This window comes from Pseudomonas sp. JL2 (assembly GCF_031570495.1).
Taxonomy (GTDB): Bacteria; Pseudomonadota; Gammaproteobacteria; order Pseudomonadales; family Pseudomonadaceae; genus Aquipseudomonas; species Aquipseudomonas rhizophila.
Map to the genome: position 1 here is coordinate 15,110 of NZ_JAKUDH010000037.1, position 17,405 is coordinate 32,514.

Consider the following 17,405-nt stretch of genomic DNA (forward strand, 5'->3'; position numbering starts at 1 on the left):
CGCTCTGCTCGCTTAGCTGCGGCTTCCGCTTTTGCCCTTGCAGTGCGCTTTCCCGGCCAGTCAACCGGCGTGCTACGGCGAAAGGCACTCAGCGAAGCAATGGTAACTACCTCGGGGGAATCCGATTTGAATCACTCTCAAGCAAATCAAAATTCGGCTCAAGCATCTAGCAAAGCAATGGTTGAAGCGCATCTGAGCGTGGAGCTTCTGCGGAGTAATCCGGACAAAATCTACGTCTTCGGCGACAACCTTTTGCGCCGTGGTACTGCTGGCCAAGCAGCCGTGCGAGGCGAGCCGAATGCTTTCGGCATTCCTACCAAGCGTGCACCTTCTATGGCGGCATCGGCCTTCTTCTCGGATCGGCCTGATGAGGTGCAGGCAGTGTTGCAAGCTTTACGCGAGCTGTACGTACTTGCGCGCACCAGGACGGTGGTGTTTCCAGCCGCAGGGCTGAGCACTGGCCTAGCTCGGATGGCAACCAGCAGCCCGGAGGTGTACCAACAAATGCGCAGCATCCTTTCGGCTCACTTCGGGTTCGATCAGTGATTGTCGAGAGCCGATTCAGCGAGTCGGCTGCCAACAACCACAGTTAACGGAAATAGCATGCCACGCAAACCTGAGCCGACCCTGATGCCGTCGTATAACTCTAGGACGGCAGATAAGTTCGTAGTGCGCCTGCCGGATGGGCTGCGTGAACGTATCAACGAGGCGGCAGGAAACAATCACCGAAGCATGAACAGTGAAATTATCGCGCGAATTGATGGCTCGCTGGACCTTGAGCGGAAATACGAGGAGATGCGGCAACTCAACAGCTTTCTGAATCAGAAGATCGCAATTCTTGAGGCGGCAGCACAGCCCTAAAGGAAATTCCCGCTGCACACCACCGGCCCTTGATTGGGCTTTTGGCAGTACCATGGCGGGGCATTTCGCGCCAAAGAACATGAATAAGGAAGTAAGAAATGATTATAATNGCACAGCCCTAAAGGAAATTCCCGCTGCACACCACCGGCCCTTGATTGGGCTTTTGGCAGTACCATGGCGGGGCATTTCGCGCCAAAGAACATGAATAAGGAAGTAAGAAATGATTATAATGAATAAAACTCGTGAATGGCCATCAAGAGTACGAGTTTCTGTTAAGTGCGTTGCAGCTCTGGGGCTGGCTTGCATACTTATTGTGTGGTCGGGCTTTGGGATGCATGGGACCGTGTCACTTGCGTTTATATTATTATCAAATTTAATAGTCGCGTATAGCATTGCGGTGTCCAGCGTTATCAAGCAAAGAGTAGCTGTTATTTTTGGCATGCTGACAGCCATATTAGGATGGTGGCTTACTCAATAAATCCCTGTAAATATGCGGTCGATGTGTGCGGAACCACCGGCTGCAAGTAACCAGGAAAATCATCGTGATATTCAACGTTCGTTCAAGGCAGATTGAGGTTATGGTTTCTAACAACAAAGATTGACACAAAACAATAAAGGTTGACACGACACAACATAGATTGACACAAAGCCTAAACCCCCGTATTTATGCGGGTTTTCATTTCTGGGCTGAGCCATCTGTCTAGAATTTCCGCTTCGTTTCGCTCCGGGAGTAGGCTAAAAAGCGCTATGCCATCGGCAGATGGTGAACGATTTTTTCCTATAACTATTTTTTCAGGGCGAGGAGAGGCGATCCCGTCGGATGAAGGAGGAAGGAGGAAGGAGGAAGGAGGAAGCATTGCGCGGTCGTAGGTTTTCGTCAGAGACAGACATTCAACGGCACATTACAAATGGCTTCGGTAGCGGAGCTGGTGCCAGTTATCTGCCGTGGCTGCGCGTCCAAGATGTGCCTTCCAGAGGACACTCCCACAAGATCCAGGTTGTGAAGATCGATCGCCTCGATCACCTATTTTCTGACCTAGAACGCACCTATTTTTTGGTATGTGAGTTTTCGGAAAATGTTGTGGATATACGCGAGCAGTATCCATTGCTGCCGCGAGAAAGTGCTCAAGCAATCGCTAGCTCTATCGGAGTGCGATACCCCAAGTATCCGAAGACAGTGCTTCCTTATGTTATGACCACGGATTTTTTATTAACGGCAATAAAAAAGCCCGATGGCATCTTTAAGTCCGTAGCCCGAACTATCAAATACCGCTGCGACCTCGAAGGCAAACAAGCCAGGAGAACGCTGGAAAAACTTGCGGTCGAAAAACGTTTCTGGGATGGTCAACACGTTGATTGGGCCATTGTCACTGAAGAAATGTTCAGTCCCGATTTGATCAAGAATTTAGGCTTGCTCAGGAAGTTCGCTCAACTGCCGCGCGCCTTGGCAGAGCCCTCATTACACTCAGATTTTCTGGAGCATTAAGCTAGCTGCCGTCCGTACCCGTGGAGTACTGCTGAAACGCTGCGAAAGATTGCCGCACGTTTTGGTCTCATCGTTCATCGCGTTCCTGACGGCGCACCCGCATGTCGCCTATCTGGCGGTGTTTCTCCTGGAACTTTCCGAGTCAATCCCGATCATCGGTGTCGTCGTTCCCGGCACAGCCGTGATCCTCGCGCTCAGCACCTTGGTGCCGAGCGGCGTCTTATTGCTCTGGCCGTTGCTGGTCGCCGCCACGTCAGGCGCCATCGCGGGTGATGGTCTTTCGTTCTGGCTCGGGCACCGATACCACCGCGAGATTCTTGGCCTCTGGCCGCTGAACCGACACCCCGAACTGATTCAGCGCAGCGAAGCCTTTTTCACGCGTCACGGCGACAAAAGTGTCTTTCTCGCGCGCTTCACGCCGGGCGTCCGCGCCTTCATTCCGCTCCTCGCCGGCACCCTGGGAATGGCAGTCAGTCGGTTCTATGCCGTCAATGTCGCGTCGGCACTCACTTGGGCTCCGTCGCACATCCTGCCCGGCGTGCTTGTCGGTGCGACGTTCAGCATTCTCGGTGCGGCTGCAAAACCGCTCGCGATCCTGCTAGTCGTACTAGTCGCGGCGGGCTGGGTGGTCCTGCATATCGCGCGCTGGACACTGCGTCGCGGTATATACCCTACCTCATCGTCGCAGTGCAGCGGCTGCGCAGCTGGGCCGGTGCCCACGACAGCTGGCTGAGCCGCAGTCTCAGCAGCTTGCTCGATCCTTCACGGCCCGAAGCTCGGGCTCTCGCACTGCCGACGGTCCTTCTCGTCGTTGCCGCCTGGCTTTTTTTCGGTGTCCTTGAGGACGTCGTCAACGGTGACCCGTTGCTGCTTGCAGATAGCGCGATATACCGCGCGCTCCAGGATCTTCGCACAACACCAGGCGATGCGGTGATGATCGCCATCACAGAGCTCGGCGACACCAAGGTCGTAATGGCGGTCACGATTGCTGTCTTGCTGTCTTGCTGCCTTGCTGTGGCTCATGTGGAAACGCGCCTGGCGTACCTCGACGGCGTCGTCGAAATGGCTGCTCGAATATCTGCTTCAACAAGAACAAGCAGATCGTGCCGTACGGTCTGTGAATCATCAGATGAACATGGCCAAACTCCCCATGCATCGTGATTTGGCAGGCTTCGACTTTAGCGCTTCCAGCGCAGATGCCCGCTTGGTCAGGGATCTGTCCTACCTGGAGTTCACAGAACCGGGCAGAATGTCGTGTTCATCGGCGGGCCTGGAACTGGTAAGACACACCTGGCCACCGCCTTGGCCGTGTCTGGGATCACGACGCATAACAAACGCGTGCGCTTCTACTCCACAGTGGATCTGGTCAATTTACTGGAGCGCGAAAAGTACGACGGCAAGACGGGTCGAATCGCTCAAGGGCTGCTACGGACAGACTTGGTGATACTCGATGAACCGAGGTATTTGCCCTTCAGCCAGAGCGGTGGTGCACTGTTATTTCACCTGCTATCCAAGCTGTACGAACACACCAGCGTGGTCATCACCACCAACCTCAGCTTCTCAGAATGGTCGAGTGTGTTTGGCGACGCCAAGATGACCACTGCATTGCTGGATCGGCTGACACACCACTGCCACATCGTCGAAACGGGCAACGAGTCCTACCGCCTACAACACAGCAGTTTGGTCGCCCAGACAAAGATCAAATAACGTGAACGAAAGCGCAAAGACGATGATGGTGTCAAGGACGATGAGCCGTTTTGAACTGCACCGAAAATACCCTGCCGCATGAATACATGCGGTGGGGCTTGATGCCTCTTCCACCGGGACACGACTGCTAAGCTTATCCACAATTGCTGATGCAAAAATCAGCAATCCGCCCTGGGTCAATTTTCGATAGGCAAGGTGGGGCAGTTTTCAATCAGCGCCGACATCTGATGCCAGTCGCAACAACACGTGGCGCGGCGAAGCACCTTCATCCCTCTGAAAGTACAGCCGATAGACGAGATTGAGACGGTTGTACTGACTTGTGCCAGCCGCCTGTATCGAAATGATATGTATTTACTTACAAAAGATAATCGTTATTATTCGCGCGATAATTCACACAAAAGGTGTTCATGGTGGCTCTATCGCGCATTTACCCAGTCTCTCTGTCGTTGCTGGGCGTTCTGGTTGTACCTGATTTACAGGCAGAAACGGAGTCTGCTCTAACCCTACCGGCAACCGCTGTGAACAGTGAGTACAGCGAGCAGAGCTACATGCCGACCGAGAGCAGGAGCGCACTGAAGATCGATGCCCCGCTACGAGATATCCCGCAAACCGTCAACGTGATTCCCCAGAGCGTCATCAAGGATCAGGGGGCGCAGTCGATGGAAGACGTGCTGAAGAATGTCCCCGGTATCGGCCTGTCCAATGGTGACGGCCAGCGCGATCAGGTCACCATCCGTGGTTTCAGTGCCATTGGCGACATGTATGTCGACGGCATTCGCGACGATGCGCTGTACTTCCGGGATCTGTCCAACGTCGAGCGGGTAGAAGTGATCAAGGGGCCGGTTGCTGTGCTCTATGGCCGAGGCTCTTCGGGGGGGCTGATCAACAGCATCAGCAAGACACCCAACTTCGCCCCCAAACAGGAGGTCGGCGTCAGTGTCGACAGCGAGGGCAAAAAACGCACTCAGTTCGATGCCGGTTGGGCTGATCAGCAGCAAGGCGATAAAGCCTTTCGTGTGACCGGCGCTTTGGAGAACAGCGACACCTTCCGCGATGACGGCTACACCGACCGCAAGGCCATCGCGCCTTCGGCCTACTTCAAGCTTTCGGATGATCTGGAACTGGACCTAGGCGCGACCTATCTGTATGACAAACGCCTGATTGACTTCGGCATCCCGGCACAAGGCGACCGTCCGGTCGATGTGGACCGCGACAAGCGCTTCGGTGCAGCGGATCCGGATGATGATTACACCCGCAGCGAGGTGTTCTCGTTCACGGCCGGCGTCGATTACCGCATCAATGACGACTTCACTCTGAGCAACACCAGCCGCTACTACCACTACGACCTGGATCGTAACAACACACTCGCCGACTCCAGTCCGACACGTTTCGTCACTGCTCCCAATGGTGAACTGCTGGTAAAACTCAACCGCGGCAATGTGCAGCGCAAGGAGGACGGGTGGTCCAACCAGACCGAACTCAAGCAGCGTGCCGTGCTCGCCGGGATGAACCACAACCTGCTCTATGGTGTGGAGCTGGGGCGCCAGGTGAAGGACCAGTCCGTATTCAGCCAATCCAATGTGGCCAGGGTGCCGGTGTACCGCGATGCCTTGGTCGACGTGCCATTCCAGGCCAACCGGCAAACCGCCAAGGGTACCAATACCCAGGACACCGCCGGCTTCTACATACAGGACCTGATCGAACTGGCGCCGCAGTGGAAGGCTTTGCTGGGTGTGCGTTATGACGTGTTCGACCAGGAATACGCCGATGACCTGACGCACAGCGAGCTGTCCCGCACCGATGCGACCTGGAGCCCGCGAGTCGGCCTGGTCTACCAGCCTGATCAAGTGCAGTCCTATTACGTCTCGGTGAGCCGTTCCTACCAACCCTCCGCCGAGATGTTCGCCCTGAGTACGACGAACCAGGACCTGGAGCCAGAGGAGACCACCAACTTCGAGATCGGCGGCAAGTGGGACCTGCTCGACAATCGCCTGGCGTTGACGGCCGCGCTGTTCCGCCTGGAACGCACCAATATGAAAACCAGCGATCCGGCGAATCCGACCAAACTGGTGCTTGCGGGTGAGCAGCGCACCGATGGCCTTGAGCTGACCGCCAGCGGGCAGTTGAGTGACAAATGGCAGGTCTATGCCGGTTACGCCTATCTGGATGCCGAGATCACCAAGTCCAACAGCCGTACCAACGGTATCGCCAACGAAGGCCAGACTCCGACCTTGACCCCGCGCCACAGTGCCAATTTGTGGTTGGTACGTTCTTTGACACAGGAGTGGCGTGTAGGCATGGGGGCGAACTATGTCGATGACCGTTACACCGCCTTGGATAACCAAGTGGTCATGCCGGCCTACACCACCGTGGACACAGCGTTGCTCTACAACCTGCCGAAATGGGACATGGCTCTGCGTTTGCGTAACGTCTTCGACAAGGACTATTACGCCTCGGCGCATGGCTCCGTGGATTTGATCACGCCCGGTGCACCACGGACTCTGGAATTGAGCACTAACTACCGATTCTGAGTACGGTCCTGAGAACAAAGCCCGGTATTGCGACACTGCCGGGCTTAATGAGATGGTTAGCCTGACCGAGAAGCCCTGCAGGTTTACGCTTGCAGGGCTTTTCTCGTTTTCGGCGGAGGATCTCTCATGAACACGATGACGCTTCTCGGTATCGACATTGGCAAACACAGCTTCCACTTGCATGGCCAGGACTCCAAAGGCCAACAGGTATTGCGCAAGAAAACCAGCCGCGGCCAATTGCTCAGCACCTTGGCCCAGCTGCCGGCCAGCACGGTAGTGATGGAGTCCTGCGGTGGTGCCCACTGGTTGGCTCGACAGATCAGCGCGTTGGGTCACGACGTGAAGCTGATCGCCCCGCAGTACGTCAAACCGTTCGTCAAAGGCAACAAAAACGACTTCATTGATGCGGAAGCGATTTGCGAGGCGGCGAGCCGCCCCGCGATGCGCTTCTGCTCGATCAAAACGGCCGAGCAGCAAACGCTTTCAGCCCTGCACCGTGTCCGCGAATCTTTGATTGGCCATCGCACCGTCGCGACCAACCAGATTCATGGCTTTCTGCTGGAATTCGGGATCAGCCTGCCCATTGGCGTAACTGCGTTGCACCGCGTGCCGGCGCTACTGGACGATCCAGACCACCCGGTTCCATTGCGTCTCAAGGGCGTGGTGATGCGCCTCCATCATCAAATTCAACTGCTGAATGATGAAATCAAGGACATCGAGTCCGACCTGAAGCAACAGTTGAAAGAGGACGATGCCGGAAGCCGTTTGCAGAGTATTCCTGGCATCGGCCCCATCACCGCCAGTGCGGTATTGGCGGATGTGGGCGATGCGTCGAGCTATCGAAGTGGACGCGATTTTGCCGCTTCGCTGGGGCTGGTGCCGAGGCAGTATTCGACGGGCGCAAAGACGGTACTTCTGGGCATCAGCAAGCGCGGCGACAAACACATCCGCCAACTGCTGGTGCAGGGCGCGCGATCCATCATGCAGCATATCGATAAACGGGAAGACGCCTTGGGGCCTTGGGTTCGAGAGCTGCTGACGCGTCGCCACTCCAATGTCGTCGCGTGCGCGCTGGCGAACAAACTGGCGCGAATCGTGTGAGCGGTACTGGCCAAAGGCGGCCAGTACGACCCACATCCGAACGCTTGAACGTACAGCTTTACCACCGGCTTTTGCGACGTCACTGACTGATGACAGTAAACGGCAAACGGCCCGACTGAGAACCTGGCACAAAATTCAGCTTTAGAGGCTGAGGGCTTTTTCAGAACAGTCGGGAGCGGCTACTCATCGAGGGCCGAGCGTTGTTACAGCAACGCTCACAATGAGCCCGGATACATTAGCGCAGGCCAGTTTTACCGAATACAGCCAAAGAGGTTGCAGGAGCTGGGCTGACCATACATTTTTTGATAGAGGCCCCACACGCCTCTGATGTGTGCGGTTGTTGTATCAAAATAGCCACGGCGCATCAGCCCGGTGTATCCCCTACCCACAACATTCTCGCTGCGCTTGAATCGGTGGCATTTCACCTGGCTGAAAGAGCAGAAGCAATTACCAATCAGAACCATGGAACTTGAGAAAACTGCACAATGATGCCGGCGGCGGCGACAGGCAGGAAGCGTCCAAAAGCATTCATTTGCTATCAATAAATTACACCTCGGACTTTTCATTTTTTGACAATAAATGCTCGCGCGCAGCCTCCGACTCGGAAGTTGCGCACAGGCGTTATTTGAGGCACTACACCCTCACACCACCGACAAATGCTCGTAAAGGATTGTCGAGCGACCAGCATCAGCACGATGCCGCCGTTGATTTCAGCACGCTTGCCAACTACGGTTCCAAGCACGCGTCCCAGCATTACGCCGATCGTAACCATTACAGTCGTGGCCAAGCCGATAGCCGAAGCGGCGACCAGGATATTCACGTTTACAAAGGCCAGACCCACAGTGGCTGTTGTCCGGCTCGTGATGGATCAGCATGCGAGGAAATTGCGCTGGCAGCGCCGCGCGTTTGGGCTGCTGGCGCAATTTGGCTTCGACTGCTGTCGGTTGCAGCGCCTCAAGTTCGGCTTCGATAGCCGCGATATTGGTGTTGATCAAGTCGTCGAGCAAGCTGGCTTGATCCGGACTTAGCTGCTCGCTGCGCTTGGCAAACTTGAAGCGCTTGAGCAGTGCGATCTCGTGGGCCAGCTTCTCGTTGACCGACTTGTGATGGGTGATTTGCTTGTCCATGGTCTCGACGCGCCGGATCAACTGCGCCGCCAAACCGCCTTCATTAGACTGCGCTCCCATTCGCCAATGATGTCGGATTTCCGGATATCAAACAGGACAGCGACTTGGCGATAGGACAGCTCTTCCTCTCGCATGCGCTGCAATACTTTCAGCTTGAACTCAGGGCTGTAGTTCTTCTTTCTCTTATTTTTGAGGCCTGCGGCACCAAGCGCCTGATATGCCGCAATCCACTTTCGCAGCGACGAAGCATTGACCCCGTGACGATGCGCGACCTCTCTGTGACCTGCGCTGCCCGAGCAGTAATCTTCAACAACCGACAATTTCGCCTGCTCTGTGTACTTTTTCATGACACGCCTCAATGTTGATGTCCAACATTTCGGGGTCAGATCAAAAATTAGGTGGACACCATCGCCTCAAGCGACGGTGTCAGGATGATATGTTGGCCGAACGGTTACGGCGGTTACCGGCACCGCGGCATCCTAACGGCGTGATCTTTAGTCCGGACTCGGTAGGATGGTGGGAAGGAGTTCGTCGTTCTTGGTCAACTTGGCGACGCTAGCCAGCATTCAAGAGACAGCGGATGGGACGCGATGGTGACGCCTTTTAAGAAGCGGTTATCGAATGACTCGCCATGGACCCTCGCAATGAAGTGCTGTCCGCGTCGGGTTAGTGACCACTGAAACAAAAGGCTCCACACCCAACCCGGTTAAGCGGTTGGAGGAGGATTCCGCCGCTGGCAACAAGCTATGTTAGGAGCAACTGATCATATTTTCTGCAAAAAGTCGTACAAACTCTGATACTGGGCATCATCAATCAGTTCAGCATCGTTGAGGGCTTGGAGATAGCCATCGGCAAGACACATGTATCTATACGTCCGTTCTGAGTTAGGGCTGTCATAGAGAGCCTGAACCAATTTCCGCCAATTGGCTCGCGTACGGCCATTTACACGCTCAGACAGTAAAGGAACAACAAGCATATACAGGCTCTCCAAGGTAAGGATTCGCGAAAATGTATCCCGTCATCTCAACATGTCGTTTTTTTAGTGACAAAGCAGATAACCCGATCGTTCCCCTGAATAGCTTGGTTGAGGGGAGCCTACTGCTTGCCTTGAAGCGGCGATTGAAGCAGCTCGTGCTGGCGAGGCTGGATCCAGTTTTGCCGTAGTCGCAACGCGGTACGCACCCCACCAGTCAGGTTGATATTCGTCGACTGTCCGCGTCAGTCAGCCTAGGGAAGTTCTGAAGTAGTCAGCGATTTTTGATGCCCTTGTTGGTAGAGGTTAAAAAACGCCGGCTCGTCAGAAATCAGATCATTCCTGTTCTTAACTCATCGTTTCACCCTTGAGCGACACCTTTTCAAAGCGCTTTTCCTGCATTACAGGCGCATCTCTCCCGCGACAAGCGGCCGTTTTCGCATCATCCACAGGTTCGATAGGGCAAATAGCATGGCCCGTTGCGCGGTGTTTTTCATAAGGCCGCGAAAGCGCACTTTTGTATAGTCAAACTGACGCTTGATCACTCGGAATGGATGCTCAACCTTCGCCCGGACTTGTGCTTTCGCATATTCGATTTTGCACCGCTGGCGCCCGATCAAACTCTTTTCCGCGTGTTTTTTATAGCTGCTGGGCCGTGCGGCAATCGACCAGATCATCTTGCGATTCTGATGCTCAGGACGCTTGTCCACGCCAGTGTAACCGGCATCGCTAGGCACGTATGATTCCTCGCCATGCAGCAACTGATCGACCTGCGTCACGTTCGCCACATTGGCCGCCGTGCCCACCAGGCTATGCACCAAACCCGACTCGGCATCGACGCTGATATGCGCTTTCATCCCGAAGAAATACATGTTCCCCTGCTTCGTCTGATGCATTTCGGGGTCGCGTTTACCGTCTTTATTCTTGGTCGAACTCGGCGCATGAATGATCATCGCATCGACCACCGTACACCCTGGCGCAACATTAGGCCACGGTCGCCCAGATAACCGTTGATGAACTGCAAAATCCCGCCAGCCAATTCATGTTTCCCCAACAAGCGCCGGAAGTTGAGGATCGTAGTTTCATCGGGTATCCGATCCACATGGAGCCCCGAAAACTGGCGCAGGGTAGTGGTCTCGTACAGTGCTTCTTCCATCGCCGGATCGCTGTAGCCGAACCAGTCCCGCATTAGATGAACCCGCAACATCGCCATCAACGGATACGCCGGACGACCACCTTTCACCTTTCACCTTTCACCGGATAATGGGGCTCGATCAACGCAATCAGCCCCTTCCAGGGCACGACCTGATCCATCTCGATCAGGAAACGCTCGCGGAGGGTCTGTTTACGTTTGCCGGCGTACTCGGCATCGGAAGGACATCTGTTTCATCGGGGCTCAACCGTCGTGTTCGGATCAGGCGGCTATTTCACCAAATCTGAAAGTCTTTTTTAGAGTTTCCCTAGGTTGCGCGCTCCAGGTTTGCGGTACTCGAAAGCACAATCGTGGCAATCAAAGGCTGGACCCACTCGCCCGGTAGTGCTGTGGCTTGAAGCTCCGATCCTTGATTCCACCGAGGCAGATGAAGAAATGCAGCCCTGGTCAGTGCCTTATTGAGTCTCGTATTGATAACTCGGCCATCTCGACACTTTGCAGTTGTCCTGGCTGCTGCGCAGCGGCAGGCGTGCCGCCATCTCTCGCTCTGGTATAGACGTTGAAGCATCCTGTCGCCATTGCATAGCTTGGTCAATGAAGATAAGAAATTCGGCTTCGGGTACTCGAACTAGAAGGAATGGTCATCCTTCAATGATAGTCCTTTCATCAAAAACCATCTTTTTTTTGGCGCCAGTATTACGTTGTCCTACAATCTGATGCTAGAATGCCATCACCAGGTAGCTCAGTAGAGCTTTTCTTTTCTGTATGTGCCCGTCTTATGAATGGAACAGTGAAGCCATGAAGGTGTAGTGGTCTAATGAAACCGGTCTCGATTTAGCGGGTAGCTTAAGTAGACCCGCTGGGAACGTCTCTTGATGGAAGTGGCTGTGAATGGAGCCTGAAAAGGATTGATTACAAAGATCGAGTCACCTTCGCAAGGGGCAAAGCCGTCATCCGGCGAACAAAAGGCCATGGTTATCCAATGCACAGTAGATCTGACGAGCTCTAATGCTAGACGGGTCTTTTGAAGAGCACGATTGTGCGATTCGCAGGATTGCACTTGGGGCGGATTCTCATGCCCTACGATTCTAAACTTTCGTACCTGCGGAAACGCCAGCTCAGCAAAGAATCAAGCACTAATTGAAAATCGGCCGAACGTTGGTTGATGCTAAAAAATATATTTTTCAGGATGTCACAAAAAGCAGTATTAAGGAGCTTTGAATAGACGAGTGTACTTTTAAAAGGCGTAATTTAAATGAAGTTAAATTCGGTGGCTTTTAGATATGGATTGATAATACAAGTATTGGTACTGGCAGCATTTATTTTTGTGAAAACCCCTATCATGTCGTGCCCTGATAAAAACAATATAAGCTCAACTAGTAATTCCGAAAGCTATAATTCTGAAGCAAGGCCTTTGAAAACGACGGCAGATGACAAGTCCGATGAAAAATATAAATGGGTTTCGCTAATTCCATTAAATTTGCGGAGGCTCGAAACAACATTAGACAATACAGATATTCAATATGAGAATTTTATGGTCGATTGGTTACAATACCTGCTTGTAGCAGGAGGCTTCATGGTAATGTCGGGATTGATAATGATGGTTTTTCGCAGAAAAAAAAGTGTGTATAAAAAACAATTCCATCTTTGCTCGTTAATGCCGGCATTGATACCATTAACCTATCAGTCGTGCAATCATTGCAGCATAATAGTCAAGCACAAAAATAATAAAGAACCCTTATCCTCAAGCGCGATGATATGGGTGATAGAGATTACTGTATCGAGCGCATTGGACCGTAAAAAAACTGCTGCAGCAATTAAGGGGATGAGCTTGCCAGCAATAAGGCTTGAAAATAATTTTATCATTATTGGACCTTATAAAAGCAAGTCAGAGGCATCTGAAATAGTACGCAAACTGCGCGATGCTCACAATGTTAGAGGCTGGTTAACACCGGGAAACTGAAAAACACATTTTAATAGTTTCTCGCTGTCAAAATCCCGCCGCTGTTAATGGCTGGGGCGGGTCGGCTCAAGAATTTAAAGTGTTCTGCTTTTAGATCACTGCACTGGTGCGATTTTTGCTGTATGCCAATGTTTCAATTTATAGGCTCGATGCAACAGGACGATTCATATTTTTTGCCTCTTAGTCTCCTGGAAAAAGCCATGATGTTTTTTCACTACAAATTAGATCCAAATTGCGGGTTTGTGTTAATGTTGAAGACAGAAGCGGCTACCGACTAAGTGACTAGGAGTAAGAAATTGAGTCGCATGCACCCCGTGCAGGTCATTGCAGTAACAGGTGGCAAAGGTGGTGTCGGTAAGACAAATATAGCAGTAAATCTGTCAGTGGCATTAGCGGAGCGCGGTCGACAGGTCATGCTTCTTGATGCTGACCTCGGACTTGCAAATGTCGATGTTTTACTTGGCTTAGCCCCCTCCAAAAACCTTGCTGACGTGATTAAGGGAAGATGTGAATTGCGGGATGTAGTCCTACAAGGCCCTCGCGGAATCAGCATCGTTCCAGCCGCTTCTGGCTGCCAAAGTATGAGTCATTTAGCGCCAGCTCAGTACGCCGGAATAATTCAAGCCTTTAATGATATCGACGAAAAGGTTGACGTACTCATCATCGACACGGCCGGCGGCATAGGTAGCTCGGTTATCAATTGTATTCGCGCATCCCGCGAAGTGTTAATGATAGTGTGTGACGAGCCAACTTCAGTTACCAACACCTATGCGCTAATAAAGATACTCAGCCAGTCTTATGGTATGAATCGTTTTCGCATACTCGTTAACATGACACAGACCCCCCAAGAAGGGCCAAAACTTTTTGCCAGGTTGCTTCGGGCTACTAATCTTTTCCTTGATGTAAGTTTACAATATCTTGGATCCGTACCTTATGATGAATGCATGCGCAAGGCTGTGAAAAAGCAGTGTGCGGTGTACGACGCTTTTCCTCGTTCTAAGTGTTCATTGGCGTTTAAGGCTCTCGCACAAAAAATTGACTCTTGGCCATCACCGGAAAACCCGCGCGGGCAATTGGAGTTTTTTGGTGAGCGATTGTTAACTACACCAATGCGGCGAGTATCCGCAAATGTTTTAGCTTAGTTCTGGGAATTTTAACTAATAACATTTTTTATTGAGAGGTCGAATTGAATAAGGATATGAAAATTCTAATCGTTGATGACTTTTCAACGATGCGAAGAATAATAAAAAACCTTTTGCGTGAACTAGGGTTTACTAACACGTTTGAGGCGGATGACGGAATGTCTGCGCTTCCAATGCTGCAAAAGGGTAGTTTCGACTTTCTTATCACTGATTGGAATATGCCGGGCATGTCAGGTATCGATCTTTTAATCTGTGTACGTGCTGATGATCGTATAAGACAGCTACCAGTTTTAATGGTAACGGCCGAAGCCAAACGTGAACAGGTCATTAAGGCCGCCCAAGCTGGAGTGAACGGCTATGTGGTCAAACCCTTCACGGCACAAGTATTAAAAGAAAAAATAGAAACTATTTTCACGCGTATCAACAGTTAAAACCTTCCACCCAGCTCCCTAGCTAATAACTCACTGATTGGTAAATAAATACTTGCGCTAGAATCTAGAGGAACGCTTTAAAAAGTGAAATGCTCAATTCAGCTACGCAGCCGATAGCTTGTTCAACCAACTGCCCCAACGAACCTGCGGAATTTATGATGGACAATCACCAACCTATCGCTTGCACCGTGTCGAACCTTTCAGGCGTGGCGCTTGCGCGCACCTTTCTGTTCAAATTTGTGAGTCTCTTGGCAGCCGTTTTTTTCCTCGCCAGCTATTCACTTGTTTACCTTGCGCATGATTTAGATCGAGCGGAGGAGGTCGAAAGTGCCTTCTACACGAATAAAGCAATGCAATCGCTAGAAAAATCGCTGCGGTCGACCGTCAAGGATTACGCATTTTGGGGCGATGCTTACAAACACCTGCATGTTGAAATGGACGCTGACTGGGCATACGTACGACAAAACGTCGGGACTGAGCTTTACACGGATTTTGGATTTTCGGGAGTGTTTGTCGTCAACGACGTCAATAGCACTGTTTATTCTGTGGTCAAGGGTGAGTTGAAACCGGTCGAAGTCGAGGAATGGCTCGGGCAGTCCATTACCGCGATTCTCGTAAAGGCTCGTGAAGGAGCGGCAACAGAAACGCCAACAACATCCTTCATTGTCATTGGAGGAGTACCCGCCTTGGTCGCGGCAGCGGCGATTATGCCGGGTACTGACCCGACAGTCATGTCTGATGACAGGTCGCCGTCGGTATTGATGTTCGTCGACATTCTGGACAGCGCCAAACTCGAAATGATAGGTAGGGATTACGGGGTGAATGGCCTGCGCGTCGCCACTTCTGACGAAATTGGCAAAGCGTCTGTCTTTCCATTGGGCGAGAACGGTACTGCCGGCAGTTTGCACTGGAGTCCCTCCAGGCCAGGTCTTCGGTTATTGGGGCTAGGATTGCCATTGATCGGCGTTGCCGCGCTATTGGTGTGCCTGATGACCTGGGCCATCTTGCGTCGCACGAACGCGGGAGCAAAGGCGCTCGACGCCAGCTATAAATCGCTGCAAAGCAGTCAGGCTGCCCTCTCCACCAGCGAAGCGCGCTTTCGCGACGTCGTTGAAGCCAGCTCGGACTGGGTATGGGAAATAGACGCTGATCGGCGTTTCACCTATCTATCCGAGCGATTTGAGGATGTAACAGGGCTCTCTAGGGACGCTTGGATTGGAGCGGCGATGGATGATCTGTTGAGCACCGAATTAGGCACGTTATCTCAGTGGCTCAGCATCCCGAACCGTCGCCCGGATATCAGTGTTCAGTGCTACTACGTCGATACGAAAGGCCAAGAGCGAATCACTCGTCTTTCGGCGCGAGAAATGGCAGGTGGAGGTTGTCGGGGTACTGCAACCGACGTCACGGAGGAAGTTGAAGCCCGCCGAAGAATCGAATTCCTCTCACAGCATGACGCGCTTACCGGACTGCCCAACAGGACACGGCTTCAGGAGTTTCTTGACGGAAAACTCAAGGCTTTGCCAACGGTAAAGCAACCTCTGGTTATGCTCAGTCTGAACCTGGATCGATTCAAGCCAGTGAATGATCTGCTCGGGCATGCGGCAGGTGATCGGGTACTTAACGAAGTGTCGAGCCGCCTGGCTGACTGTGTTCGCCACGGGGACCTTGTCGCCCGGGTAGGGGGTGATGAGTTTGTGCTGATTCTTACCGATGTAAGCGCCCAGGAAGAAGTCGAGGCGCTATGTCGCCGCCTAATCGAGTCCATTGAGCGGCCTATAGTGATCGATGAGCAGGAAGTGTTCGTCGGCGCCAGTATTGGCATCGCAATGGCGCCAAATGATGCTCGCGAGGCTACCGAGCTGCTTCGTTATGCGGATATCGCATTGTACGAGGCCAAGACCGGAGGTCGTAACACTTGGCGCTTTTACGCGGGCGATATGAACGCAAAGATCATTGAGCGCCGCCGTTTGGAAAGCGACCTGCGTTTCGCGATCAAACACGGAGAGCTGCGGCTACATTTCCAACCGCGCTATCGCATCGCTGACGGGCAGATGGTCGGTGCCGAGGCATTGGTACGGTGGCAACATCCTGAGCGTGGTTTGATACCTCCCGACACCTTCATCCCCATTGCTGAAGAAAGCGGGTTGATTCTTTCCTTGAGCAACTGGGTAATCGATACCGCCTGCAGATATGCCGCGCGGTGGCCGGAAAGTCTGTTCGTATCGGTTAACCTTTCGCCTAGCGAATTCAAGCGAGGCAATTTGGTAGAGCGCCTCCAGAAAATACTATTCGACTCTGGAATCGATCCTACCCGAGTAGAGCTCGAAATTACTGAAGGCGTTATGCTCGAAGATGCCGAAGGTGCGCTTAAGGTAATGCGTACGCTCAAACGTCTTGGCGTACGCATATCCATGGACGACTTTGGAACGGGATACTCTTCGCTGAGCTATCTGCGCACCTTCCCATTTGATGGGCTGAAAATAGACCGCAGCTTTTTAAACAAACTCGTTGAGAGCGACGATAATATGTCGATTATCCAGGCTATCGTGGGCTTGGGTCGCGCGTTATCGCTCACCGTTACCGCAGAGGGCATTGAAACAGCCGAGCATCTTCAATTGCTCAAAGCAGTGTCGTGTGATGAGGGGCAAGGTTATTTCCTAAGTCGACCGCTTAGTATGGATGCTTTCAGCGCTTTGGTGAAAGTTGGAGAAACGACTGGCACTAAACGTAATGTTTAAAGCAACGTACCAACCATGCGGTCAACCCGTTTTGCTGAGCCGTAGGCCGACGCTACGTCACTGCAGTGTCAATAGTCTGAATGATCTTCAGAAACTAACCTTCGATCGATTCTTGGTCAATGAGCACTCCAATGCTAAGCGAGATGCCGTGTAGTGGTCTAATGAAACCGGACACCCATTTAGGCGAGA

At 52.5% G+C, this 17,405-nt stretch carries 10 protein-coding genes and 6 pseudogenes; 11 read left to right on the top strand and 5 right to left on the bottom strand.

Annotated elements, in window-relative coordinates; all coding sequences use genetic code 11:
- Positions 1-126: 126 nt before the first annotated feature.
- From MKS85_RS27665 to MKS85_RS27680, 4 genes and pseudogenes are all read left to right on the top strand, one after another.
- Positions 127-546: a hypothetical protein gene (locus MKS85_RS27665; RefSeq protein WP_310663220.1), complete on the top strand. Its 420-nt coding sequence runs from the start codon at positions 127-129 to the stop codon at positions 544-546.
- Positions 547-630: 84 nt separating this feature from the next.
- A pseudogene (locus tag MKS85_RS27670) lies at positions 631-771 on the top strand (Arc family DNA-binding protein); the annotation flags it as partial.
- 946 nt (positions 772-1,717) lie between these two features.
- A pseudogene (locus MKS85_RS27675) lies at positions 1,718-2,407 on the top strand (TnsA endonuclease N-terminal domain-containing protein); the annotation flags it as partial.
- Between the two features lies 1 nt (position 2,408).
- Positions 2,409-3,080, top strand: coding sequence for a DedA family protein (locus MKS85_RS27680; RefSeq protein ID WP_310663221.1), 672 nt, complete (start codon positions 2,409-2,411; stop codon positions 3,078-3,080).
- A gap of 29 nt (positions 3,081-3,109) precedes the next feature.
- Here MKS85_RS27680 and MKS85_RS27685 read toward each other — a convergent pair whose 3' ends face one another.
- Positions 3,110-3,370, bottom strand: a complete 261-nt coding sequence (locus tag MKS85_RS27685) for a hypothetical protein (RefSeq protein WP_310663222.1) — start codon at positions 3,368-3,370, stop codon at positions 3,110-3,112.
- Here MKS85_RS27685 and istB point away from each other — a divergent pair.
- The 3 genes and pseudogenes from istB (at position 3,369) to MKS85_RS27700 (ending at position 7,686) form a co-directional block, all read left to right on the top strand.
- Positions 3,369-4,054, top strand: a pseudogene (gene istB, locus MKS85_RS27690) (IS21-like element helper ATPase IstB). The gene MKS85_RS27685 and the pseudogene istB sit on opposite strands and share 2 nt — an antisense overlap.
- 407 nt (positions 4,055-4,461) lie before the next feature.
- Positions 4,462-6,585: a TonB-dependent siderophore receptor gene (locus MKS85_RS27695; RefSeq protein WP_310663223.1), complete on the top strand. Its 2,124-nt coding sequence runs from the start codon at positions 4,462-4,464 to the stop codon at positions 6,583-6,585.
- 126 nt (positions 6,586-6,711) lie between these two features.
- Entirely contained in the window at positions 6,712-7,686 is a 975-nt protein-coding gene (locus tag MKS85_RS27700; protein WP_310663224.1) for an IS110 family transposase, read from the top strand.
- Positions 7,687-8,327: 641 nt separating this feature from the next.
- Here MKS85_RS27700 and MKS85_RS27705 read toward each other — a convergent pair.
- From MKS85_RS27705 to MKS85_RS27720, 4 genes and pseudogenes are all read right to left on the bottom strand, one after another.
- Positions 8,328-8,527, bottom strand: a pseudogene (locus MKS85_RS27705) (manganese efflux pump); the annotation flags it as partial.
- Positions 8,517-8,873: pseudogene (locus MKS85_RS27710) on the bottom strand (transposase); the annotation flags it as partial. The pseudogenes MKS85_RS27705 and MKS85_RS27710, both read right to left, overlap by 11 nt.
- Entirely contained in the window at positions 8,831-9,160 is a 330-nt protein-coding gene (locus tag MKS85_RS27715; protein ID WP_409078035.1) for a transposase, read from the bottom strand. The gene MKS85_RS27715 and the pseudogene MKS85_RS27710, both read right to left, overlap by 43 nt.
- Before the next feature lie 1,027 nt (positions 9,161-10,187).
- Positions 10,188-11,176 (bottom strand): annotated as a pseudogene (locus tag MKS85_RS27720) (IS5 family transposase).
- A gap of 1,018 nt (positions 11,177-12,194) precedes the next feature.
- On the opposite strand from MKS85_RS27720, the gene MKS85_RS27725 reads away from it, so the two are divergent.
- From MKS85_RS27725 to MKS85_RS27740, 4 genes are all read left to right on the top strand, one after another.
- Positions 12,195-12,902, top strand: a complete 708-nt coding sequence (locus MKS85_RS27725) for a hypothetical protein (RefSeq protein WP_310663225.1) — start codon at positions 12,195-12,197, stop codon at positions 12,900-12,902.
- A 296-nt stretch (positions 12,903-13,198) separates the two neighbouring features.
- Complete coding sequence (locus MKS85_RS27730; protein ID WP_310663226.1) at positions 13,199-14,044, top strand: MinD/ParA family protein; 846 nt, start codon at positions 13,199-13,201, stop codon at positions 14,042-14,044.
- Positions 14,045-14,100: 56 nt separating this feature from the next.
- Positions 14,101-14,475 (top strand): chemotaxis response regulator CheY, encoded by a 375-nt coding sequence (locus MKS85_RS27735; RefSeq protein ID WP_174604222.1) that lies wholly within the window; start codon positions 14,101-14,103, stop codon positions 14,473-14,475.
- 158 nt (positions 14,476-14,633) lie between these two features.
- A complete protein-coding gene (locus MKS85_RS27740) occupies positions 14,634-17,216 on the top strand; it encodes an EAL domain-containing protein (RefSeq protein WP_409078036.1) in 2,583 nt (860 codons plus the stop codon).
- The last annotated feature ends 189 nt before the right edge of the window (positions 17,217-17,405 follow it).